The 20,440-nt window shown below is 36.9% G+C and carries 25 protein-coding genes; 20 read left to right on the forward strand and 5 right to left on the reverse strand.

Annotated elements, in window-relative coordinates; translation table 11 throughout:
- The first annotated feature begins 10 nt into the window (after nucleotides 1-10).
- From JOD17_RS06935 to JOD17_RS06945, 3 genes are all read left to right on the forward strand, one after another.
- Nucleotides 11-1,051 (forward strand): DUF4179 domain-containing protein, encoded by a 1,041-nt coding sequence (locus JOD17_RS06935; RefSeq protein ID WP_204696508.1) that lies wholly within the window; start codon nucleotides 11-13, stop codon nucleotides 1,049-1,051.
- Between the two features lie 95 nt (nucleotides 1,052-1,146).
- Nucleotides 1,147-1,920: a nucleotidyltransferase domain-containing protein gene (locus JOD17_RS06940; protein WP_204696509.1), complete on the forward strand. Its 774-nt coding sequence runs from the start codon at nucleotides 1,147-1,149 to the stop codon at nucleotides 1,918-1,920.
- Between the two features lie 35 nt (nucleotides 1,921-1,955).
- On the forward strand, nucleotides 1,956-2,276 hold the full coding sequence (locus JOD17_RS06945) for a hypothetical protein (RefSeq protein WP_204696510.1): 321 nt from the start codon (nucleotides 1,956-1,958) through the stop codon (nucleotides 2,274-2,276).
- Nucleotides 2,277-2,429: 153 nt separating this feature from the next.
- On the opposite strand, the gene JOD17_RS06950 is transcribed toward JOD17_RS06945, so the two are convergent.
- From JOD17_RS06950 to JOD17_RS06960, 3 genes are all read right to left on the reverse strand, one after another.
- On the reverse strand, nucleotides 2,430-4,439 hold the full coding sequence (locus JOD17_RS06950; protein ID WP_239575320.1) for a catalase: 2,010 nt from the start codon (nucleotides 4,437-4,439) through the stop codon (nucleotides 2,430-2,432).
- A gap of 275 nt (nucleotides 4,440-4,714) precedes the next feature.
- Nucleotides 4,715-5,161 carry a hypothetical protein gene (locus JOD17_RS06955; RefSeq protein ID WP_204696512.1) on the reverse strand — a complete coding sequence of 149 codons (447 nt, stop codon included), beginning with the start codon at nucleotides 5,159-5,161 and terminating at the stop codon, nucleotides 4,715-4,717.
- A gap of 2 nt (nucleotides 5,162-5,163) precedes the next feature.
- The gene (locus tag JOD17_RS06960; protein WP_204696513.1) at nucleotides 5,164-5,367 is read right to left on the reverse strand and encodes a helix-turn-helix transcriptional regulator; all 204 of its coding nucleotides are present in this window, start codon (nucleotides 5,365-5,367) and stop codon (nucleotides 5,164-5,166) included.
- Between the two features lie 212 nt (nucleotides 5,368-5,579).
- Here JOD17_RS06960 and JOD17_RS06965 point away from each other — a divergent pair, with 212 nt between their 5' ends.
- From JOD17_RS06965 to JOD17_RS07000, 9 genes are all read left to right on the forward strand, one after another.
- Nucleotides 5,580-5,906 carry a hypothetical protein gene (locus JOD17_RS06965; RefSeq protein WP_204696515.1) on the forward strand — a complete coding sequence of 109 codons (327 nt, stop codon included), beginning with the start codon at nucleotides 5,580-5,582 and terminating at the stop codon, nucleotides 5,904-5,906.
- 512 nt (nucleotides 5,907-6,418) lie between these two features.
- A complete protein-coding gene (locus JOD17_RS06970; protein WP_204696516.1) occupies nucleotides 6,419-6,862 on the forward strand; it encodes a CAP domain-containing protein in 444 nt (147 codons plus the stop codon).
- A gap of 189 nt (nucleotides 6,863-7,051) precedes the next feature.
- Complete coding sequence (locus JOD17_RS06975; protein WP_204696518.1) at nucleotides 7,052-7,909, forward strand: MBL fold metallo-hydrolase; 858 nt, start codon at nucleotides 7,052-7,054, stop codon at nucleotides 7,907-7,909.
- 447 nt (nucleotides 7,910-8,356) lie between these two features.
- On the forward strand, nucleotides 8,357-9,085 hold the full coding sequence (locus JOD17_RS06980) for a GNAT family N-acetyltransferase (protein WP_204696519.1): 729 nt from the start codon (nucleotides 8,357-8,359) through the stop codon (nucleotides 9,083-9,085).
- Between the two features lie 108 nt (nucleotides 9,086-9,193).
- On the forward strand, nucleotides 9,194-9,325 hold the full coding sequence (locus tag JOD17_RS21520) for a hypothetical protein (protein WP_275581700.1): 132 nt from the start codon (nucleotides 9,194-9,196) through the stop codon (nucleotides 9,323-9,325).
- Between the two features lie 736 nt (nucleotides 9,326-10,061).
- On the forward strand, nucleotides 10,062-10,889 hold the full coding sequence (locus JOD17_RS06985; protein WP_204696520.1) for an STAS domain-containing protein: 828 nt from the start codon (nucleotides 10,062-10,064) through the stop codon (nucleotides 10,887-10,889).
- 424 nt (nucleotides 10,890-11,313) lie between these two features.
- On the forward strand, nucleotides 11,314-11,475 hold the full coding sequence (locus tag JOD17_RS06990; RefSeq protein WP_204696521.1) for a hypothetical protein: 162 nt from the start codon (nucleotides 11,314-11,316) through the stop codon (nucleotides 11,473-11,475).
- Nucleotides 11,476-11,598: 123 nt separating this feature from the next.
- The gene (locus tag JOD17_RS06995; RefSeq protein WP_204696522.1) at nucleotides 11,599-12,039 is read left to right on the forward strand and encodes a hypothetical protein; all 441 of its coding nucleotides are present in this window, start codon (nucleotides 11,599-11,601) and stop codon (nucleotides 12,037-12,039) included.
- A gap of 385 nt (nucleotides 12,040-12,424) precedes the next feature.
- The gene (locus tag JOD17_RS07000) at nucleotides 12,425-13,678 is read left to right on the forward strand and encodes a cytochrome P450 family protein (protein WP_204696524.1); all 1,254 of its coding nucleotides are present in this window, start codon (nucleotides 12,425-12,427) and stop codon (nucleotides 13,676-13,678) included.
- Between the two features lie 78 nt (nucleotides 13,679-13,756).
- On the opposite strand, the gene JOD17_RS07005 is transcribed toward JOD17_RS07000, so the two are convergent.
- On the reverse strand, nucleotides 13,757-14,323 hold the full coding sequence (locus JOD17_RS07005; RefSeq protein ID WP_204696525.1) for a TetR/AcrR family transcriptional regulator: 567 nt from the start codon (nucleotides 14,321-14,323) through the stop codon (nucleotides 13,757-13,759).
- Between the two features lie 151 nt (nucleotides 14,324-14,474).
- On the opposite strand from JOD17_RS07005, the gene JOD17_RS07010 reads away from it, so the two are divergent.
- The 6 genes from JOD17_RS07010 to JOD17_RS07035 all read left to right on the forward strand — a co-directional run bounded on the left by JOD17_RS07010 (nucleotide 14,475) and on the right by JOD17_RS07035 (nucleotide 18,393).
- Complete coding sequence (locus tag JOD17_RS07010) at nucleotides 14,475-15,404, forward strand: alpha/beta hydrolase (RefSeq protein WP_204696526.1); 930 nt, start codon at nucleotides 14,475-14,477, stop codon at nucleotides 15,402-15,404.
- 318 nt (nucleotides 15,405-15,722) lie between these two features.
- Nucleotides 15,723-16,334: a peptidoglycan-binding domain-containing protein gene (locus JOD17_RS07015; RefSeq protein WP_204696527.1), complete on the forward strand. Its 612-nt coding sequence runs from the start codon at nucleotides 15,723-15,725 to the stop codon at nucleotides 16,332-16,334.
- A gap of 448 nt (nucleotides 16,335-16,782) precedes the next feature.
- On the forward strand, nucleotides 16,783-17,313 hold the full coding sequence (locus JOD17_RS07020; RefSeq protein WP_204696528.1) for a TlpA family protein disulfide reductase: 531 nt from the start codon (nucleotides 16,783-16,785) through the stop codon (nucleotides 17,311-17,313).
- A 100-nt stretch (nucleotides 17,314-17,413) separates the two neighbouring features.
- Complete coding sequence (locus JOD17_RS07025) at nucleotides 17,414-17,629, forward strand: hypothetical protein (RefSeq protein ID WP_204696529.1); 216 nt, start codon at nucleotides 17,414-17,416, stop codon at nucleotides 17,627-17,629.
- A 62-nt stretch (nucleotides 17,630-17,691) separates the two neighbouring features.
- On the forward strand, nucleotides 17,692-18,012 hold the full coding sequence (locus tag JOD17_RS07030) for a YolC/YozM family protein (protein WP_204696530.1): 321 nt from the start codon (nucleotides 17,692-17,694) through the stop codon (nucleotides 18,010-18,012).
- Between the two features lie 51 nt (nucleotides 18,013-18,063).
- On the forward strand, nucleotides 18,064-18,393 hold the full coding sequence (locus JOD17_RS07035) for a DUF2834 domain-containing protein (protein WP_204696532.1): 330 nt from the start codon (nucleotides 18,064-18,066) through the stop codon (nucleotides 18,391-18,393).
- Between the two features lie 60 nt (nucleotides 18,394-18,453).
- On the opposite strand, the gene JOD17_RS07040 is transcribed toward JOD17_RS07035, so the two are convergent.
- Nucleotides 18,454-18,984, reverse strand: a complete 531-nt coding sequence (locus JOD17_RS07040) for a dihydrofolate reductase family protein (protein ID WP_204696534.1) — start codon at nucleotides 18,982-18,984, stop codon at nucleotides 18,454-18,456.
- A gap of 100 nt (nucleotides 18,985-19,084) precedes the next feature.
- Between JOD17_RS07040 and JOD17_RS07045 the strand changes: the two genes are divergently transcribed.
- Together JOD17_RS07045 and JOD17_RS21825 are read left to right on the forward strand one after the other, a co-directional pair.
- Nucleotides 19,085-20,047, forward strand: coding sequence for a helix-turn-helix transcriptional regulator (locus JOD17_RS07045; protein ID WP_204696536.1), 963 nt, complete (start codon nucleotides 19,085-19,087; stop codon nucleotides 20,045-20,047).
- Nucleotides 20,048-20,103: 56 nt separating this feature from the next.
- Nucleotides 20,104-20,265, forward strand: coding sequence for a DUF3953 domain-containing protein (locus tag JOD17_RS21825; RefSeq protein WP_420827932.1), 162 nt, complete (start codon nucleotides 20,104-20,106; stop codon nucleotides 20,263-20,265).
- Nucleotides 20,266-20,440 lie beyond the last annotated feature (175 nt).

Below are 20,440 nucleotides of genomic sequence, written 5' to 3' on the forward strand. Positions count from 1 at the left end.
AGATGAAACCATGAACAAGCTGTATAGGAAATTAAATCGAGCCAATTTTTCTAACTTACAAAATGAAGAAGCATTAAGTCTTTCTGAGAAAGAACGAATTAGAAAGCATATTGAAACAAAAAAACCGATTCGTAAATCTAAACATGTAGTGATGCTATCCGTGACATCTCTTATGGCTGCGATCATTCTAATTGGAACCATTGAACCGCGAGTTCTCGCTAATGTGCCGTGGATTGGGTCGACAATCAGTGGGTTTTTATTAGATGAAGATGATGAACAACATGTACTTGATGATTATGTGACAGTCGTAGGCACTCACGTGGAAGACAAAGACATAGAAGTCTCACTTAATGAGGTGATGTATGATAACCATCGTCTGATTGTAAGCACAACATTCTATTCCACAGAAGTAGATTTAACTGACTATATGCTTCCAATGCCACATCTTAAAGTAAATGGCGAAGAAGTTTCACAGGGTGCATCCGGTCAGCGGGACATTGTTGATGAACATACAGTGACCATGATTAGTTCGGTCCATATTGACGAAGAATTCTCTTCCATATTATATGAAAAACCAATCGAAATTACATACTCTCATTTTCTTCATCAGACGACAGATCATGTGATTGAAGGAGAGTGGTCATTTGCATTTAAAACATCCGGTGCAGAACTATCTGAAGATACGAAAGTCATTGATATTAATGAAACAATCAAACTCGATAATGGACAAGTTGTTGACGTGGATTCATTTGCAATTAGCCCAGGATCTTCGACACTACACTATACAATGTACAATAATGAAGAAGCTAAACCATTTGATTGGGAGTATGATGTCATCTTTGAAATGTCTGATCAAGATGGGAATCTTATTCCACCTGAGGCTGGTCAGACGTTGAGTGAAAATTCATTCTGGCAATATGGACGATTATCGGAACATATCGAAGAGTTGACATTGACTCCAATTGTCAAATCAGGCAGGGAAGGCGAAGCTATAGAAGAGATTAATAAACGATTAACAGGGGAAGAAATTCAAATAAAGGTTAAACAGTAATGAAGTATAGTTGTAGCAAAGGCGTAATTACGTTTACTTTTGTGACAATTACTGAAGATCGTTTTACGGTTACTCATACGTAAGGGGTTGAGGCAGTGAAAGTGCCAACGAGGTTAGGTACGGATAATCAGGGATTTATTAGTAATCAAACAACTAAAAATAAACTACAAGATGAATTTAAACCGATCCTTCAAATCATAGTACAATTGCTACGAAGTGTATTTGAGTATAAATTGCACAGCATTTATGTTTATGGAAGTGTCGCAAGAGGTGAAGCGATTCCTTTTAAATCAGATGTAGACGTAACTGTTATTTTACATTCATCGGTTACTACACTAGAGAAAGATAGGATTGAGCACAAAACTAGTAAACTTCTTGAAGATAACCATGTAATAAAGAAAGTTGATTACGATATTGGAGATTTAATCGATGTCGTAGATTCAGATAATTATTATGAGTGGGGATTTTGGTTAAGGCACATGTGCTATTGTATCTACGGCAAAGATCTATCAACAAAATTCCCTGCAATGAAACCTAATCGCATGATTAGTCGTGCACTTAATAAAGACCTCGTTCCAACAATCAATGGACAAATTCAGGATTTAAAAAGTGATAAAGAGATATCAATACTTGAAAAACGTAGTGTTCTAAAGAAACTGATCCGGGGCGCATATCTAACGGTAAATGTACAAGATGAAAGCTGGTCGACAAGAACAAATGAGAATTTAGAAATTCTATCTCTATATTTCACGAATGAAGCAATCGTTGAAGAGCTTCACTTATTTTATGAAACAGAAGAAGTGCTGGACAATTACAAGTACCATCACTTACTTCAGAGATTTAAGTTGTGGTATGAGAAACAGTACTAAACACCAAAAATTCTGTTAATATTGGGAGGTTTCGTATGCGTAAGTCGCTGAGCCTTATACTACTGATTATTTTATTGATAGGCTGTAGTAACAGCGAGCTAAACCGTTACTCCGGAACGATAACAGAAATAACAAACGGTAATAATGGTTACGAACGTATAACGATTGAAGGATCCATAGGTGGAGATGAAGACACAATCATTTTTACCGTACCAAATGATGTAAATGAAAGCGTCGAAGTAGGAGATCAGGTCTCTGTCTATTATGATCCGGATGCTTTTAGAGAAGATTCGTTACCACCGACACAAGATGGCGTTGAGAGGATCGAAGTAAATGAAAATGAAGGGGAAAATTAAAATAGCATGGCTATAGCTAAACTTATAGGTTGGCTACACAGAGAATGCTAGATGATGAAGCATTACTTACACAATTGTGACAAATGAAATGGCGAAATCCTAATTCAGGATTTCACCATTTTATTTCAAATATCGATTAAATTGCTTTTACGATTATGAAATGTTCCTTTTCCAGAATCGGTGAGAGGCAATGGCATCAACAAATTGAGATGCAAAACCAGTTGTTTCGCCAACGTCTGAAATAATGCCGGTCTCATCACTGAGCTGCTGTTCGTCAAACCATTGTTTGCCCTCATTCGTTACAGCTATCGGTTTAAAATGCGTGAATGCTTCTTTCATAAACATTTTTGCATTCTCTTTAAACGGTTTGTCAGCATTTGCCCCTCCAGCGATATAAACTGCGTCAAAAGCGACAGATCCATCGGTAAGAAAGGTATGCATGGACTCGATTTCCTTTCCATCTGATGAATGAATCGGTCCGAGTTTATCGCTTAGAATGGCAACTTGTACACCAGCGCCTTGCAGAGCCTCAACCATTTCTTTTACATTGCCTCCATGAAAACCGTCAGCGATGACCACAGCGACTTTCCTTGTAGTTGCTTTTTTCGGAGTGTTTTCTTGACTAAGTGCCGGGGAAGATTTCGTCACGGTTGGTTTTTGTGATGAAGGTGGAGTGGCGTTGAGTGTTTTCGCAAAGCTTGTTGCCATTTCCACATCAACATTTGCAAACATATCGACCACATTCTGTTGAATATCTTTACTTTTCACTTTAGAAAGTTCAAAGCGAAATGCATCGACAATGTGTTGTTTTTCTGATTCACTCATGCTGTTCCAAAAAAGTGTCGCATGAGAGAAATGGTCTTTAAAGCTCTCACTTCGAGCACGTACTTTACGTCCTTCGACTTTTTCTTGGTAGTGAACGTATCCGCCCTCTGCTTCATTTACTGTGTGTGGTGAATTGTTTGCGAGTGAATTGTTGTGATAAGAAACTTTCCCTTTGTTAATCGTTTGACGATGGAACCCATCACGCTGATTATTATAAAACGGACAGACAGGACGGTTAATAGGGAGCTCGTGAAAATTCGGACCCCCAAGACGGAGTAACTGTGTATCAGTGTAAGAGAACAAACGGGCTTGCAAGAGAGGGTCATTCGTGAAATCGATTCCTGGAACGACATTTCCTGGATGAAAAGCGACTTGTTCTGTTTCAGCAAAGAAATTATCGACGTTTCGATTCAATGTCATCTTACCAATAATGCGGACAGGCACGTCTTCTTCAGGCCAGATTTTAGTAGCATCGAGTATATCAAAGTCAAAGGCAAATTCGTCTTTTTCTTCAATAATTTGAACGCCAAGCTCATATTCAGCATGGTTTCCTAGATTAATCGCATCCCACAGATCTCTACGTATAAAATCAGGGTCTTTGCCTCCTAACTTTTGTGCTTCATCCCAGACCAGTGAATGTGTACCGAGGATTGGTTTCCAGTGAAACTTCACGAAATGAGCTTTTCCTTCATCATTCACTAAGCGAAACGTATGTACACCAAATCCTTCCATCATCCGAAAACTTCTAGGAATCGCTCGATCACTCATTAGCCACATGATCATATTGGCACTTTCTTGGTTTTGAGAGACCCAGTCCCAGAATGTATCATGGGCGGCACTGGCCTGAGGCATCTCACTATCAGGTTCCGGCTTAATGGCATGTACAACATCAGGGAATTTAATTCCATCTTGAATAAAGAAAACCGGAATATTGTTCGCTACTAAATCATAGTTCCCTTCCTCGGTATAAAATTTTGTAGCGAAACCACGGGCATCTCTAGGAGTATCCAATGAACCACGTGATCCAACAACGGTTGAAAAGCGCACGAAAACTGGGGTTTTCACTTTCGGATTTTGTAAAAATTTTGCCTTTGTATAAGGCTTCATCGATTCATATAATTCAAATTCACCATGAGCTGCAAAGCCGCGGGCATGTACAACTCGCTCTGGAATTCTCTCATGATCAAAGTGTGTCATTTTTTCTCGGAAATGAAAATCTTCTATCAAGGACGGACCACGTTCACCAGCTTTGAGTGAAAATTCGTCTTCTGAGATCTTCAATCCTTGATTTGTAGTCATTGCCTTGTCTTCGTTATCTGCACTGCGAAACTGTTCCATCTGTTCGTTTTTGCTGTTTTCATTAAACTTGTTTTCTTCGTCCACGTGAGCCAAACACTCCTTTATATAATTATAAAAGTTAGTGTTTCAAAGGAATGTTCGCTTTATACAAGTTAAGAGCAGAGATTTGAATTTACACAGTGACCAGTCAGGTGATCGAAGTTTGAGAAGCTGAGGTGAAAGAAATTAAGCCTTCATCAGAGAAAAGTATAAGTTTTAAATAAAACAACAGCTTATATAGATTACTCGTTAAGCTGTTGCGAATGACTGTAATATTATGAAGTATACGCCCGTTGCCAAGCAAAAGCATAGACGAGAATTTGGGAAATTGGAAAAAGCAACATAATCACTATAGGGTAGTACGGAAAAGACTCAGAAATAAATGGATACAAAAGCATTAGGATTGTAATGAAAGGAAAGCTATAAAAGATACTTATATAGGCGAATCGTGTTGCTTTAGAAGTAATAAACTGTTCACGCTCGTCGTTTTCTTCAATCTCTGCAGGAAAAAGTAAGGATTTCTTTTTCTTTTTATAAATAATGAATGTAATGAGTGAAAATAAACTAAAAAGCAAGAAGGGCAATAAGTTTAAGGATGCAGACCAAGGTGGATTTAACCCTTGTGAGGCAATCAATTGAGTGAATTGATAAAATTCAATTAATGACCAACCGAACAAAATAATAATTCCCACTGAGCTGAAAACTCCCCAAAACAATTTCATTGTTATTCCTCCTCAATCGTAAAGATTTCTTCTACTTGAGACTCAAAGACGCTCGCAATTTGCATGGCGAGTAAAAGAGATGGTGTGTAACTTCCTTTCTCTAAGGCAACAATGGTTTGCCTAGTGACGTTTACCGATTTAGCTAGCTTCTCTTGTGTGAGGTTATGTCTAGCCCGCATTTCTTTGACTCGATTGTTTATTTTCATAATGATCACCTTAGTTGCAATGTAAACTCAACCTTACATTATGTCAAGTTAAGTTTACATGTGATTGTACTTTTGAATCTTAATTATGAAATTGTGGTATCTTTTTTACTGTGCACGGTATTTGGCTTGAACCTCACTGTGAAGTTGAGGGTGTTTGTGAAATATCATAATGGACTAGAACACAGAAATGGTGAATGTAAGGAAGGTTGCTTATGAGAAGAGTTGCGACAGTAACAGCGGCTTTTATTGCACTTGTTGGATTGTTAGTCGCTTGTGGTAACAATGATGAGGGTGGTACAAGCTTTTTTGAAGAAAATAAAAATAAATGGCCTGAGTTAACTGTGATCGAGAATCAAATTGGCTCGGATTTTGAAGAGGTCAATCTGGAAAATGATAAAGGCAACAGTCGGGTACTCCTTTACGAAAATGATGGGAATGCAGAATATAAATCAATCTATATTCTAGATGAAGAACGTTTGAAAATTATTAGCATTGGGGAGAATGGCGAAGGACAAATTTATAATGAGGTTATTCGTTAAAGAAGTTTAATGAATTGAATTCCTGCTAAGTTAGAATGAACGGACGCAAAATAAGTGAAAGTACTTTTTGCGTTTTTTTAGGCAAGCGAATTAAGTTGTGATGCTGGAAATTCTACTTAGAATGCACGAGAGTTTTTAAGAGAAATAAGAGCATTGAATGTTCTTCAAGTATAACCTGTAGTGATCTACAGGTTGGCTTTGGAACGAATGGAATTATTATGGTGAAAATGATGACTTACAATTTAGAAGCTATTCGTTATAAAATCATGCTTAAGTGTGAGTTGTTTCAGAATGTACTAGTTTTAATTTGCGAATGGGCAGTCATATCATTCATACATCCTACTCATCAGGATTAAAATGGAAGGGTTAGAAGGTTGTGAACGTGTGGAACCTGGACTTGAGTTATGGATTACACGTCTATTTTCGTGATTTTTCCCCCTTTAAACTTGAGTCTTAGGTTCATTTTTAGTGACAATTATATGTGGTAGATTCGTAGACGGAGGTGTTAAAGCATGAAACAATTTTTACTTTCGTTTACGTCTTTGGCGCTGATCGGTGTATTTGGAATAAATGATGCCGATGCTGCTGAACAAGAAGAGGTAGCCGATCTTGTTAATGAGGAGAGAGAAGAGAGAGGTCTCGACCCTTTGGAATTGGATGAAGATTTATCTGAAGTTGCTCAAGTGAAATCTGAGGATATGAATGAGAACAACTACTTCAGCCACGTGAGCCCGGTTTATGGTTCGCCATTTGGGATGATGAGTGAATTTGGTATTGAGTACATGCGTGCAGCTGAGAATATTGCAATGGGACAGCAGACTTCCGAACAAGTGATGGATGGTTGGATGAACTCAGACGGACATCGTCAAAACATCCTTGACCCAGAGCTTACTCATATCGGTGTTGGGTATGAAGAAGACGGCAATTATTGGACTCAGATGTTTATTAGTGAATAACGTACCAAGCAGTTGAGAACAAGATGTTCTCAACTGTTTTTCATTTATTTTCATGATCATATCACATCTAGGACCAAATCACTTTACAAAAGTTAGGAGGTAACAGTCCAATGGCAAAACGAAACTAAACGAAAACCTACAACGTAATATAATTCGAACTATTAAATCAAATTATAGAGGAGATCTATGATGCTAAACCAAATAAATCAAAGCAATTATTATTTAGCGAATGATGACGCAAGAGAAAGACCTGCGTTAGGGTTGGTCTGTGGTGATAAGTATAGTCTGGTTATTGATGCTGGAAATTCTGCTCAACATGCAAGAGAATTTTTATTAGAAGTAAGAGCATTAAATGTTCCCCCAGTGAAATATGTTGTGATTACGCACGGTCATTGGGATCATTTTTTAGGGATGAATGAGTTTGAAGATGCTAGCATAATCGTAAATAGCCTGACAAATGAAACGATCAAACAATGGCAAAGATATTCGTTTGACGACGAATCTCTACAAAGGTACAAAGATTCTAGTTTGATTACGGATCAGTGTGTTGAAGTAATTGTGGATGAAATTCCTGAGCGGGAGTCATTTAAATTAGTTTCACCGGATATCATTTTTCAGAATCAATTTACAATTGATTTAGGAAACAAAGTTTGTCTGCTTGAAACGATCAAAGAGACACATACCGATGATTCTACGATTGTTTACGTTCCCGATGATAAAGTCATTTATTTAGGCGATTGTGCTTATGGAACGACAACAAACTCTTTATTCCATTATAAACAATCTCATTTACTACCTATGATTGAAAGCATTACAAAGTATGAAGCAAACGACTCATTACTTGGACACGAATCCATATGTGACCAAAATGAAATGAATGTATATTGGAACGAACTGACCTCTACAAGCCGTGTTGTAGACTCGACTTCAATGGAGGAAGCTCTTGATTCTTTTAAGAAAGAATATCGTAGAGAACCGAATTTCAATGAAGCGTTCTTTCTACAAGCGTTCGTGAATGACCGAAAGATTCATTCAAACCACAATTAGAGCAACATCTTTAAGGGCACAAGTCAGGAATAGCAACCTGCTTGTGCTTTATTATGTAATTAAAGGATGAAGCAAATAAAATTGGAGTGTGAAAAATCAATGAGTTTACTTGAACGAATTGACACTACTGGTTTATGTGTTAGTAATGTTGAGAAGGCAAGTGCTTAGTAGGAGATAACTATCGAATCTTATCGATTGGCCATAGTGAGATGCCTGTAACGATTGAAGAAGGTGAAGTGAGCGAATCATATCATAAAGTGTATCCCATTTTTCTCTAAAGACTTGAGAAGACGTATAAAGTATTAAAAGAAAATGGTGTGACGGTTAGTGAATTGGAAAGTGACGATGTGAAGAAGTTCTTTGACTTCTATGATTTGGACGGTAATACGTTGCAAGTTTTTATTGGGCATAAGAGTAGAGTTTTACTGTTATAGAGGTGGGGAGTGTATGAATTCTCTGATTCAAGAGTTAAAAGAACATGATATTCATGTTTTGAAAAACGATGAACAAATTATGTTAGAAGTTTTTCATGGTGCACCTAAAGAAATTTCCAAAGTCGATCATTTGATCATTGAACTATTCTCAACTGCGCATACTTATGGGTATAAACGTGTAACACTTGAATGCACGAATCAACTTTTTAACCAGCTTAATAAAACTCGAGAGAAAATGAGAATCATTGGAGAAAGAGTCCTGTACACATCCCAATTGATAAATGAAATTACAATAGATAAAGCTCACTACGAGGTGTGGCTTCCTTTTGAAGATCGTTCAATAAGGCTATTAGCAACGATTATGGACGTCGATAAAGGTGAGTCAAAGAAATTTCTTCAGAGCATGAAAGTTGAACTCCCATCACAATATCATGAGATGTTTACAGTTTATATCGTTGACGGAATTCCAGTGGGAATTGTTTTACCCCATATTGAACCTAATACAGATCAAGAGGGACGTATGTTTTGGATCGGAGTTCATCCAAACTATAAAGGGATCGGTTATGGTGCTTTGTTACATAAATTAGGTTTGTATCGGTTACAAATTGATTTTCATGCTAAGACGTATGTAGGTATTACGACTATAAAAAACAAACCAATGAAGAATGTCATGTTATCAAATGGGTGTAACCAGTTAAACACGTTGGTTTTATTAGAATATCGATTGAAAACAAAGATGTAAACGCGGCATTGAGTAAATATCAGATTACTCCCAAATGACTTAGGGTAAAAGTATGTGATTGCACAATTAACCATTTTAAATACGTCATTAATTTAGGAGGTGGATTACATGAAAGCGTTTGGTAAGACGATGCCTACACTTTTTTTCAGTATAGCGGTGCTAACGGCATGTGGAAGTGATGAACAAAGTGCATCAGGAAATGAAGCTGGGGAAAATGAAGATGTGACTGAAAGAAGTTGAATAAGGTGAGACTGAATAAAACAAAGGTTGTTATGTCAGATTGGGTCAATATATAGTTTTCAAAGTTGCTGACATACATAATTGAATTTTTTTTATTAATCTAAAGAAAGATTGGGAAGAAGACCACTACAATAACTATGAATAAGAATAATGCTAAGGTAGCTTTGGCGCGTTCACCTCTCCTAAACATTTTCAACATGTTACGTCCTAGAGCTAATACCATAATCACAATTGAGTTTATAAAAGCTGGAAGAGATCTTAACCAAACAGCTAACAGAAATGACCCCATAGCGATTACTGGAAAAATACGATTAAGAAAAAATCTAATGCCCTACACCCCCAAGAATTGTTCTAATCACATTCCACTGTTTATATGGTTTCAAACAAACTGAGCAGAAACGTGGAAATTGAATTGCGCATAAAAAATATGGCATAAGAACTTTCTTGTGCTTTCTACATAATGGTCTAAACGGTGTAGCATTTTCTCTTACTAGAACAGGTTGCTGTCAGGTATAATAAATAGTACTTGATATAATGAGTTTCAAGAAAGTTTCAAGAAACATTTGCAACTTATTGTGAGATTCGATTCACGTTTGTTCAAATTGAAAAAGAATGTAACACAGCCAATCTACAGTACTTAATTTATATTTATTCAGGTATGGGGAGCTTTGAATAAATGAGCACGTACTGAACAATAGCGAGTATTGGATTAAATAGTTAGAAAGAGGGTATTTAAATGTCCGACAAAACTAGTTTGTTGTATCAACATTTTTTCGAAGGATTGGAACAGACGGTACAGGGGATTGTTGAAGCAACCTCAGAGAACTCTGAAGAAGCCTTGACTGAGAATGAAAAAGAACTTCACCGTCAACTTTTGCTCCGCCTTCTTCAAAAAGTAAAAAAGGCGTTGCTGAATCAGGATTCGACTGAAGAATTGAATCTAGATTACGATGCAACGAATGAGCTAGCACAGCAAGGTTATGAGTTAGAGTACATTATTCAATTGCTATCAAAGTTTCGTATTTATGCATTACAAGAGGTTGAACATGAGTTAAGACGCTCGTTGGATTCCTTTCAAGAAAGTAATCAAGGAGAGCAAATTTTCCAGTTTTTATATCAAATTACTGAGATCTTTGACCAAGCAATTGCTCAGTCCACGGAATACTATAATAGCCGTCACCAATTACGGTTAGTCAAATTGGAAGAGGAATTATTAGATTTATCCGCACCTATTGTACCTGTAAAAGAGAACATTTCAATTATGCCTATTATAGGTGTAATGAGTGATGATCGTGCAACGCACATTCTAAACAATGTTGTACCAATGGTTTCTGAACAGGGAGTTGAAACGTTAATCTTGGATTTATCCGCAATTCATATGTTTGATACCTATGCTGCATCACGATTTTTCACTGTTACGGGTACCCTAAGCCTTTTAGGAATTCGAACAATTATTACAGGAGTCCGCCCTGATATGGCACAAACAACAGTTCAACTTGGCGTTAAGCTTGCACACTTAGAAGTATATCAAGACGTCAAAACTGCACTTGAGAAACTGGAGTAGTAACGTAAGTTACAATTGCGTTTAATGAAATACGATTCTGTTTTTATCACTCGTCATTAGGGGTCTAATAGTAAGATCAAAGAATGATGAAGACCTTAACGTAATGCGAAGCTCAGTGTAAAATCATTAGTTTGGAGCAATTTAAGGGAATTAAAGTAAAGCATCGAATTACAGATGATTGTCCGTACGTGAACATGGTGGACGAAGAGATTGCACATGTAGAAGGTTTACTGAAATTACAAGGATTTGATTTGTATAACCTTTAGGATTCCTTTGGACAGGATGTGGGTGCAAGTCAGGCATACCAGCCTGCTTGTGCCTTTTTCCATGACCAGATAAGTTGAATGATATCTTTAAGGGAATTGTATAGTAGAGCCTGTGTGACAGTCAGTGGCGTAAATTCAACGATGGAGAGGTTTTAATTATGAACATAAACTTAGGTATCTTATTAGCCGCACTGGTTATTTTTCTGTTTATTCTTTACTTTGTTGTAGAATCAGCAGCGCAAAGGGGGATTGATAATTCTGATACCAAAAAGATGTTAGAGCAGATCTTAAAGAAGTTGGAAGAAGAGCGAAATATATAACGATAAAGTCAACGGCCTGTAAGAGCTGTATGCAGGGCACAACTCTTGGTGACAAGAAAAGCTCCTTATATAGTGAATGCTACGAATAATAAAAATCAAATAAGGTGTAACTAGGAGGCTGTTATGAAGAAGCATCCTATTGTATATACTCCTTTAATTGGATTCTTATTCCTACCTGCTTGCGAAGGTGGAAAAGAGAATTCACAAGAGAGCGGTACGGATAACAATCTGGAGGAAGATCAAGAGTTGCCTGAAGATGACGAGGAGAATAATGTCGACGATGAGCCATTGGATGTGGAAGGAGAAGACCTAACGGAAAGTGATTTAGACACTGAGGAAGCTTCTTCTGATGAAGAGGATGCCGTTAGTGAAACTGTGTACCTTTACTATACAGAGAACACTGAAGCAAGTGATGCCCAAAGGTACAAAGAACATACGACGATCTATGCAGCTAGTAAAGATGAATTGTATTGGGCGGCGATTCATACGTGGGCAAGCGACCCGGACCATAAGGTCGGCAAATTCTTATCAACGGGGAAGAATTTGATGGTCCGCTGTTTATAGGAGACCAAATTAGTGAAAGGCCATTCCAGCTCCATGAAGATCGAAAAGAAGAATACGAAGAGCTGAATTAGAATGGTACTCATTTTATCTATGAAATCGACGTCAGTAATTAGTGAAAAGCTCATGCCTTATTTGTGGTGTGGGTTTTTTACTACTGAAGCTTAAGTTGGTTAAGAATTAAGGGGAAATAACATTTATAAAGGTATCGTGTATCCGCAAAGTAGTATTCTTATATTATCTCTTTTTAAGAAAATAACGAACAAGTTCTTCAGAAATTGTTCGATAAATAGTGTTTTGCTTCAAACGTCCTGTTCATACTACAAGGAAATTTCAGTAATCTAAAGACGCAAGTTAAAAAGCTATTTTTAGTGAGGAGTGTAAGATAATGACAAACACTGAAGAAGTAGTAAAAGAACAAACATTAAATTTTCTGAGTGGAAAAAGCAGTGAAGATCCTTTTTCATTATTTGCTAAGCTTCGATCAATAGGATCTGTAGTTTCTGTGCCTAATCCTATGGATAGCAATAAACAAGCATGGATGATTACGGACATGGACGAAGCAATGAATGTGCTTAAAGACAATAAAAGGTTTACAGTAGATCCAAAGGGCCTAGAAGATAACAACTTACGAGAAGATCTTGCGAATAATCTAGACTCTTCAACACCTGACACATTTTTCACGGGTAATTCAATGCTTTTTGTAGATGGGGTAGACCATAAAAGACTGCGAAAATTAGTTTCTAGAGCTTTTACCCCTAAATACATGGAAGAATTACGACCTCGTGTTCAGCAAATTGCAGACGAGTTATTAGATCAGGTAATTGAAGAGGGTGCAATGGATATCGTCAAAGATTATGCTTATCCATTACCAATTAATGTGATTAGTGAAATGTTAGGAGTACCGACATCAGATCGTAAGGACTTACAAACATGGTCATCAGCAATTGCGAAAGGATTAGGGTGGGGGAGACAAGACCCAAGTATCGCTTATAGTTTAAATAGCTTTGGAAACTACACGAAACAACTCGTCGAAGAGAAGCGTAAAAATCCAGGGAATGATCTCATTAGTCAATTAATAATAATTGAAGAAGAAGGCGATCGTCTTAGTGAATCAGAGTTAATATCCATGATTACATTACTCATTTTTGCAGGTCACGAGACGACTTCAAATCTCATCGCCACAGGGACGATGATGCTACTTGATCACCCAAAACAATTAGAGCATCTAAAATCAGACTTAGGTTTAGTTCCTACAGCTGTAGAAGAGTTATTACGATTTAATGGTCCTTCTACAAGTGTAGGTCCTCGCTTTGCCAAAGAAGACATCATCATTAATAATCAAAAGATAAACAAAGGTGACATGTTATTGGTTTTGGTCAAATCGGCAAATCGTGATGAGCAGAAGTTTTATCAGCCGGATGAATTAAATGTGATGCGTGAGATTGACAGGCATTTAGCATTTGGACAAGGCATTCATATGTGTCTTGGAGCGCCATTAGCAAGAATTGAAGGAGACATTGCTTTTACTACGATGTTGAGGCGTATTCCTAATATAGAATTGAACGTCAAAAGAGATGAGTTGGATTGGGATATTGCCTTATCGTCTCAAAGTTTAAATTCTTTACCAGTTACTTTTTAGAAATCGTAAACGAATAGTGACTATTCTAGAAACTGGGGAAGCGTTCATTGAATGCTTCCTTTAATAATGCCTAATATTTTAGACTTTATTAATAAACTTCTTATTAATAACAACTAATATCTCCTTGATTTCATCAGCTACTAATTCAGGTTTTTTTTGAAAGTCAGTGCGAATCCATTCTTCTAACACAGATACGCTACCACCAGAAACAAAAGTATACAATAACTCAACTTTTGATTGATCCATGCTACTTTGTTGTTTCCATTTTTCTACGATATCTTCTTTGAAGTAGCTAATGATATTTGTCAAAAGGTCACGCTTCCCATTACATATGAGCGTTAGGCATAATTCTTTATTATCTTGAAGGTGTAAACAAAGGTTATAAAAAAGCTGATGATAATTGCCGTGGATCATAGACTTTTCAACTTTGCTAATAAATGTATTCGTAAATGTGTTATCAATCGTTCGTAATAATTCATGAGGGGATTGATAATGAGTATAAAAAGTGTTGCGATTAATGTCTGCTCTCTTACAAAGTTCTGTAACTGTAATATCGAGAATAGACTTTTCGTTCAGTAGCTGTAATAAGCTTTCTTTTAGCACTAGTTTAGTGTATTTGACACGTCTATCATCATGTTTAACCAAGATCTTTTCCTCCTATAAATGTAAACATTGTGTGATTAACGAACATAAATAGCATAAACGTTCGTTAAGTATCATATATAGCGAACTTGATGTTTTTTATCGAACACATTGTTAGTATACTATACATAATTAAAAGGATGGGAGAATGACAATGAGTAAATACAATATACACACCGATTTCGATTCTTTAAAAAATAAAAAGTTACCTTTATATCCAAAGCTACTTCCAACTTTGAATAGATTGGTGGACAGGAAAAATAAAAGAATTAAATTACCAAAACAAATCAAAACAACATCTTATATTATTGACGGTTACCAATTAGAAGATATTACTGTGACTGTATATGAACCTTTATTAGAAACACCTAAAGATGATTTACCGTGTTTAATCTATTATCATGGTGGTGGTTTTGCTATTAAAGAAGCCCCATATCATATAAATTTAGTAACTGAATATGCACTTGAAGCAGAGTGTAAAGTGGTATTTGTAAATTATAGGTTAATGCCTAAGAGTCCCTTCCCAATAGGTTTAGAAGATTGCTACAGTGCGTATGATTGGGTGCGAAATCATACCGAAGATTTAGGGGTTAATAAGAATAAGATCGCAGTTGGTGGGGATAGTGCTGGTGGTGCTTTGGCTACTGGAGTGACTCTAATGGCTAGAGATCGTGGGACGCTAAATCTCTGTTTTCAAATGTTAATCTATCCGGTTACAGATGCGAGGCAGAATACAAATTCAATGAAGGTTTATGTGGACACCCCTATGTGGAATTCTAAGCTAAATAAAAAAATGTGGGATCTCTATTTACAGGATGGAGTTGGAGATCTAAGAAATTATGCATCCCTGATGGAAAATGACTCCTTAGCAGGCTTACCTAATGCTTATATCGAGGTTGCACAATATGATTGTTTGCATGATGAAGGGCTGAACTATGCAAATAAACTGATATCTAATGGACAACAAGTTGAGTTGAATGACACTAAAGGTACTGTACATGGTTATGATATGGTGGAGAATAGCAAGATCGTCATTTCAAACAAAAAGAAACGTATCAATGCACTAAAGAAAGCGTTTAGTTAGAATTTATCGATTAACTTAATCGAATTGATGTTTAGTTTTTTTATCATCGGTATGTATTGATAAGAGAGCATCTTGGAGTTGTTTTTATTGCACCTTATTCAATGATCAGTTTCGATACTAATAAATGAATATACAATTAATTATGATTTATTTGTAACCGCGCTGTTTAATTCCCGACCTATAAGTAACGCAGCTGCAGAAATGATTTCCAGGAGGTGCGACGCAAATAAAAAAAGATGTGACGTGACGAACAGTGAAAATCATTGGATGATCCGTACTGAAAGAAGTAAGATACTCAATTTTTAGGAGGAGATTCGTATGAAGAAGCTGTTAATCCTAGTACCCATGTTTGCGCTTGTAGCGATGCCATTCGCTGTGCAATCTGTAGAGGCATCATCAGGAAATGAACTAGAAGTTGAACAATCAAAGGGATCTGATCCTTTAATTACACCAGGATATAGTCCAATTTTCGAATGGACTCCTGAAGAGCAACCAATACTCACAAAGGGACCTGGAGAGTCCTTTGAAAAAGAGTTTTTACAAGTCATGTTAACGCATTTCGGATTTGAAACGGACATTGACGGGATTTTTGGTGAACATACTGAACAACAAGTGAAGAATTTGCAAGCAGATCAGGGAATTACTCAAAGTGGAATTGTTGACGTTGACACTTGGATGATTCTGCAAGAAGAGTACGGAAAGAAGATCTTTACGGAAGAGAAAGCTATTACCTTTGCAGAAGAGGCTTTAGATAATGATGATCTTAGATTCGGAATCGTTGGATACAAAGACGTGATACCAGAAAATAGAAGCTATTATAAAGTTCAAGCAAAAAGCCAAGAATTGATTGATAATGGTGGAAGTGGAACAGTTGGATATTATGATGTTTATAATAATGGTGAAGTCGTAGAATCAGACCCTCCAAAGTAAACGGGTTTAATTTGGAGTGCCGAGCGAAATCCCTGTTCAAAAAGGGATTTCGCCTTTTTACGCGTAGGTTATATAAAGAATTATGAGTCAATAATTAATTCATAAAACGTTTAATCGCTTCAAGACGTGCTTTATGATGACAATCCTCACATGTGAATTTAGTGCCTTTTCGTTCTTTGACAAGCTTATAAAGAGTAGATCCTTCATAGACATGGAACGTTCGCTTGCAACTGTAACAAATTAGTTCATAACTGAACATAACATCCCGTCAACTCCTTTTACGGAAATCATTTCCCCACCAGACAGTATAACATTCCCTCCCTTCAATGTTATAACGCGCTCATGCTGACTTCATAAAAATACCAAAAATGGTGAATTCAGAAACCGGATAGCGTTACAATGGTTATAGATGCTTTGGTATAACCAATTAACTGAAGGGGTACTCTCTATGAAAAAAGCGGTAACCACTGTTTTTGTAAGTTTATTTATGGTAGTAGTAATCGTATTGATAGTACAATATTCCGCTCCAAAGAGCGCACAAGTGGGCTATGCAGCACCTGAATTTCAACTAACTATGATAAATCAAGAGCAAACCGTAGCGCTTCAAGATTATGATGATAACTTTATTATCGTAAATTTATGGGCTTCATGGTGTGATCAGTGCAAAGATAACTTTCCGTTATTAGAGGAATTGGACAACAAGTATGGTGACGAACAATTAAAGGTTCTAGCAGTTAATGTGGATAGTCTGGAATTTAATGATCATGGAGTGTTATCGTTTTTACTTGAGCACCCCTACACTATACCATTTTTAAAAAGTAATGAGCTGTTTGAAGAAAGTTATCCTTACTTAACGGGGGTTCCTACGACGTATTTTATTGACGAAGATCACATTGTTATTGATGCTATTTCTGGTGAGTTGGATCCAAAGGGAATTGAGCAAAAAATGGAACATTATTTTGAGCATAGGAATGAATGATGGCTAGGTAACGTTGTTTGGTTTACAAGAAAATTAAGTTGTCATCTTACGTGCATCGTCGATGGTATGATTAAACTAATTGACAGAGGGGTGAGGAACATTGCAAACGCGCAGAAAAAATCCTTGGCTGATTTGTTTATCAATACTTTTAACAATCGTAGGCTGTACACTTGTGGCATTGCAGTTGATGAGTCTCATAGGAATCATCGAACGAGCATTTCCATTTATTATTGCAACAGGTATGTTAATAGGACTAGCAGCAATGTTGAATCTTTGCTTATATAATGTTGTGAAGAAACAAAGGTTGTATCAATAATTGAATGAATAATGTGCAAATTATGTTGGTCTAAGGTGACCTTTGCATGGGGCGTGATATAAATGAGAAAAAGTAAATTAGCAATCACTGGGATCGTCTGTGTAGTTTCTATATTCGCATTACAAACGTTACTACATAAGGAACCATCAAGCATGCAAGCTGTTATGGATTCATTGTGGGAAAACCATCATGTGCAGAGTATACACGTTGGTGACACAGATTCTGTAATTGCTGTATCGATCTTTGATAAAGAAGAGATAGCAAAAGTAGAAAAGTATCTTGAACAGAATCTTTCTAAAGAGAAGTTGGAACATTACAGTCTTCATGTCTTTCTTTATTCGCCAGATGATAAAGAGTTTCGGGACAATGCAAGAGGGTTGTAGCACACTTTTATCAATCTATTAATGTGAATGACCTTGAAGAGAGGGGAACAAATGAAGTATTTTTATGGCGCATTAGCAGTACTTGGGACAATACTTCCTTATTCTCAGTTGTTACCGTGGTTATATCACTATGGTTTTAATTTGACGCAATTTTTTGCTGAAATGAACCAATCGAGAATGGGAGCATTTGCTTGGTGGGATGTAATCATCTCAATTATTGTCGTTATCGGTTTTATCATTTACGAAGGAAAGCGTAAGGGAATGAGGCATCTTTGGATTCCAATTATTGCTTCACTCACGGTTGGTGTTTCCCTGGCCTTGCCCCTATTTCTCCTGTTCCGACAGGTACATTTAGAGAAGCAAGAAAGACATCAAGTGTGAATCCTAAAAAATAAAAACAGCTCTGATGAAATGAGCTGCTTTTTTAGGTTGTTTGCTAATTCATTTTACTTCATAATGCAATTCCACAAATTGATTAAAGTGTTGAGTGCCTTTCAATGAAAGGTCTAACGTAAAATCCCCAGCTTTGAATAATGGAATTCCTTTACCGATAATCGTCGGTGCAATTGTGATAATGAATTCATCAATTAACTTCTCTTGAATAAAGCCAGATAGTAATTCTCCTCCACCAACAAGCCAAATGTTTTTGCCTTTATGTTGGTTTAGCTTTTGAACAAAATGATAGACATCTTCATTAACAAACGTTACATGTTCAGTATCAGTAGCGGATGAGCGTGTGAATACGTAGCACTTTTTATCTTTATATGGGAATTCTCCAGCTTCTTGATACATGACCCAGTCGTACGTTCTTTTCCCCATTACAACAGTGTCAATGGTTTCGTAGAACTCCGAAAATCCATTATCCCCTTCGCCCTCTACGTTAAATAACCATTCTAGAGATTCATTTTCTGTAGCAATGTATCCATCTAAACTAGATGCAATAAATGCCACGACTTTTCGATTCATAATCATCACCTTTCTTTTAGTTGTAGATTAAGTATACAATTAAAATATGACACCTTATGTCATATTAAGTGGCTTATTCATAGTATTACCTAAGGGGATTAATCGTATGAGAGCAGATCGATTGATGACAATTATGATTTTGTTGCAAAACAGAGGGAAAATGACAGCAAAGGAATTGGCTGAAGAACTAGAGGTGTCAGATCGAACAATTCTAAGAGATATGGATGCACTAAGCACAGCAGGAATTCCTGTTGTCTCTGATCGGGGAAAAGACGGAGGTTGGCGTTTAGTAGATAACTTTCGTAGTCAGTTAAGTGGGCTCACAATGGACGACTTGAAATCGTTATTTCTTTTCCCTTCAGGAAAAGTACTTGAAGACTTAGGATTACATAGTGGAGCGTTAGACACTCGCCAGAAGTTATTAGCGGCGATCCCAGGAACATTTCGAGGCGAAGCAGAAGCGATCTGGGAAAGAATTCATATCGATTCAAGTACGTGGCGAGCGTCCAAAGAGAACCTTGATGCATTAAAGACCGTCCAACAGGCGGTTTGGGAAAGTAAGAAGTTAACCATTCTCTATGAACAAGCAGATGGGGAACAAAATGAACGAGTGGTTGAACCATTAGGGCTCGTAGCAAAGGGGGATACTTGGTATCTCGTTGCAATAAGAGATTCGGAATTTCGTAATTACAGAGTGTCCCGCATACACAAGGCCATTGTTGAAAACGAAACCTTTATAAGACCAGCTAATTTCATATTGGCTGGGTACTGGGAACAGTCAAAGGAAGAATTCATTCAACGTTTACCAGCCTACGACGTCCAAGTTGAAATTCATCCATCCGTGATGAAGCGGCTATATTTTACGAGTAAGTTTGTTCAAGTGATAAAAAAAGAAAGTTCAAGTCCAGATCAGTGGATCGAGGCAACGTTAAGATTTAATGCAGAACAAGAAGCCGTTGAGTATATCGTAGGGTTTGCGAATAAAATGAAGATTATTGCCCCAAAGGATTTGAAAAGTAAAGTGGTATCGTTAGCAAATTCCGTAATTGATTTTTACAATGAGTTATAAGGAAATCTTCATAAATAAGGATTGGAGGTACACCATTGTTACTGATTTTAAGACTTGTGATAGCCATCGTAGTTGTCGTATTATCGGTAATTAGTATCATTACTGAAAACTATGATTTTGGCAAGTATACAATAGGGCTTTTAGGGATTATGTTTATCATAATGGGAGTCGATGAATTTAAAAAAGATCGTAATTTTTTGCGATTTTCTGCTTCCTAGTAGCACTCTTTTCATTGTACGTTTCAATAAATAATTTCCTAACGAGTTAGAGATGATCATGTTGAAAGTTACCCAGTTGTCCAATGAGTAGAGCGTTATGAACTATGGGGGTGGATAAAGATTGGCTCATTTGTCTTTTATTTGATCTTCAATAGCTTGTTTTGTATCGTACTTA

It is taken from the genome of Geomicrobium sediminis (assembly GCF_016908595.1).
Lineage (GTDB): Bacteria > Bacillota > Bacilli > Bacillales > Marinococcaceae > Geomicrobium_A > Geomicrobium_A sediminis.

Excerpts from the sequence above, each read along its gene's own strand:
- JOD17_RS06935 (WP_204696508.1), top strand. The coding sequence starts at position 11 with ATGAACAAGCTGTATAGGAAATTAAATCGAGCCAATTTTTCTAACTTA.
- JOD17_RS06945 (WP_204696510.1), top strand. The coding sequence starts at position 1,956 with ATGCGTAAGTCGCTGAGCCTTATACTACTGATTATTTTATTGATAGGC.
- JOD17_RS06950 (WP_239575320.1), bottom strand. The coding sequence starts at position 4,439 with ATGGAACAGTTTCGCAGTGCAGATAACGAAGACAAGGCAATGACTACA.
- JOD17_RS06955 (WP_204696512.1), bottom strand. The coding sequence starts at position 5,161 with ATGAAATTGTTTTGGGGAGTTTTCAGCTCAGTGGGAATTATTATTTTG.
- JOD17_RS06960 (WP_204696513.1), bottom strand. The coding sequence starts at position 5,367 with ATGAAAATAAACAATCGAGTCAAAGAAATGCGGGCTAGACATAACCTC.
- JOD17_RS06965 (WP_204696515.1), top strand. The coding sequence starts at position 5,580 with ATGAGAAGAGTTGCGACAGTAACAGCGGCTTTTATTGCACTTGTTGGA.
- JOD17_RS06970 (WP_204696516.1), top strand. The coding sequence starts at position 6,419 with ATGAAACAATTTTTACTTTCGTTTACGTCTTTGGCGCTGATCGGTGTA.
- JOD17_RS06975 (WP_204696518.1), top strand. The coding sequence starts at position 7,052 with ATGCTAAACCAAATAAATCAAAGCAATTATTATTTAGCGAATGATGAC.
- JOD17_RS06980 (WP_204696519.1), top strand. The coding sequence starts at position 8,357 with ATGAATTCTCTGATTCAAGAGTTAAAAGAACATGATATTCATGTTTTG.
- JOD17_RS21520 (WP_275581700.1), top strand. The coding sequence starts at position 9,194 with ATGAAAGCGTTTGGTAAGACGATGCCTACACTTTTTTTCAGTATAGCG.
- JOD17_RS06985 (WP_204696520.1), top strand. The coding sequence starts at position 10,062 with ATGTCCGACAAAACTAGTTTGTTGTATCAACATTTTTTCGAAGGATTG.
- JOD17_RS06990 (WP_204696521.1), top strand. The coding sequence starts at position 11,314 with ATGAACATAAACTTAGGTATCTTATTAGCCGCACTGGTTATTTTTCTG.
- JOD17_RS06995 (WP_204696522.1), top strand. The coding sequence starts at position 11,599 with ATGAAGAAGCATCCTATTGTATATACTCCTTTAATTGGATTCTTATTC.
- JOD17_RS07000 (WP_204696524.1), top strand. The coding sequence starts at position 12,425 with ATGACAAACACTGAAGAAGTAGTAAAAGAACAAACATTAAATTTTCTG.
- JOD17_RS07010 (WP_204696526.1), top strand. The coding sequence starts at position 14,475 with ATGAGTAAATACAATATACACACCGATTTCGATTCTTTAAAAAATAAA.
- JOD17_RS07015 (WP_204696527.1), top strand. The coding sequence starts at position 15,723 with ATGAAGAAGCTGTTAATCCTAGTACCCATGTTTGCGCTTGTAGCGATG.
- JOD17_RS07020 (WP_204696528.1), top strand. The coding sequence starts at position 16,783 with ATGAAAAAAGCGGTAACCACTGTTTTTGTAAGTTTATTTATGGTAGTA.
- JOD17_RS07030 (WP_204696530.1), top strand. The coding sequence starts at position 17,692 with ATGAGAAAAAGTAAATTAGCAATCACTGGGATCGTCTGTGTAGTTTCT.
- JOD17_RS07035 (WP_204696532.1), top strand. The coding sequence starts at position 18,064 with ATGAAGTATTTTTATGGCGCATTAGCAGTACTTGGGACAATACTTCCT.
- JOD17_RS07040 (WP_204696534.1), bottom strand. The coding sequence starts at position 18,984 with ATGATTATGAATCGAAAAGTCGTGGCATTTATTGCATCTAGTTTAGAT.
- JOD17_RS07045 (WP_204696536.1), top strand. The coding sequence starts at position 19,085 with ATGAGAGCAGATCGATTGATGACAATTATGATTTTGTTGCAAAACAGA.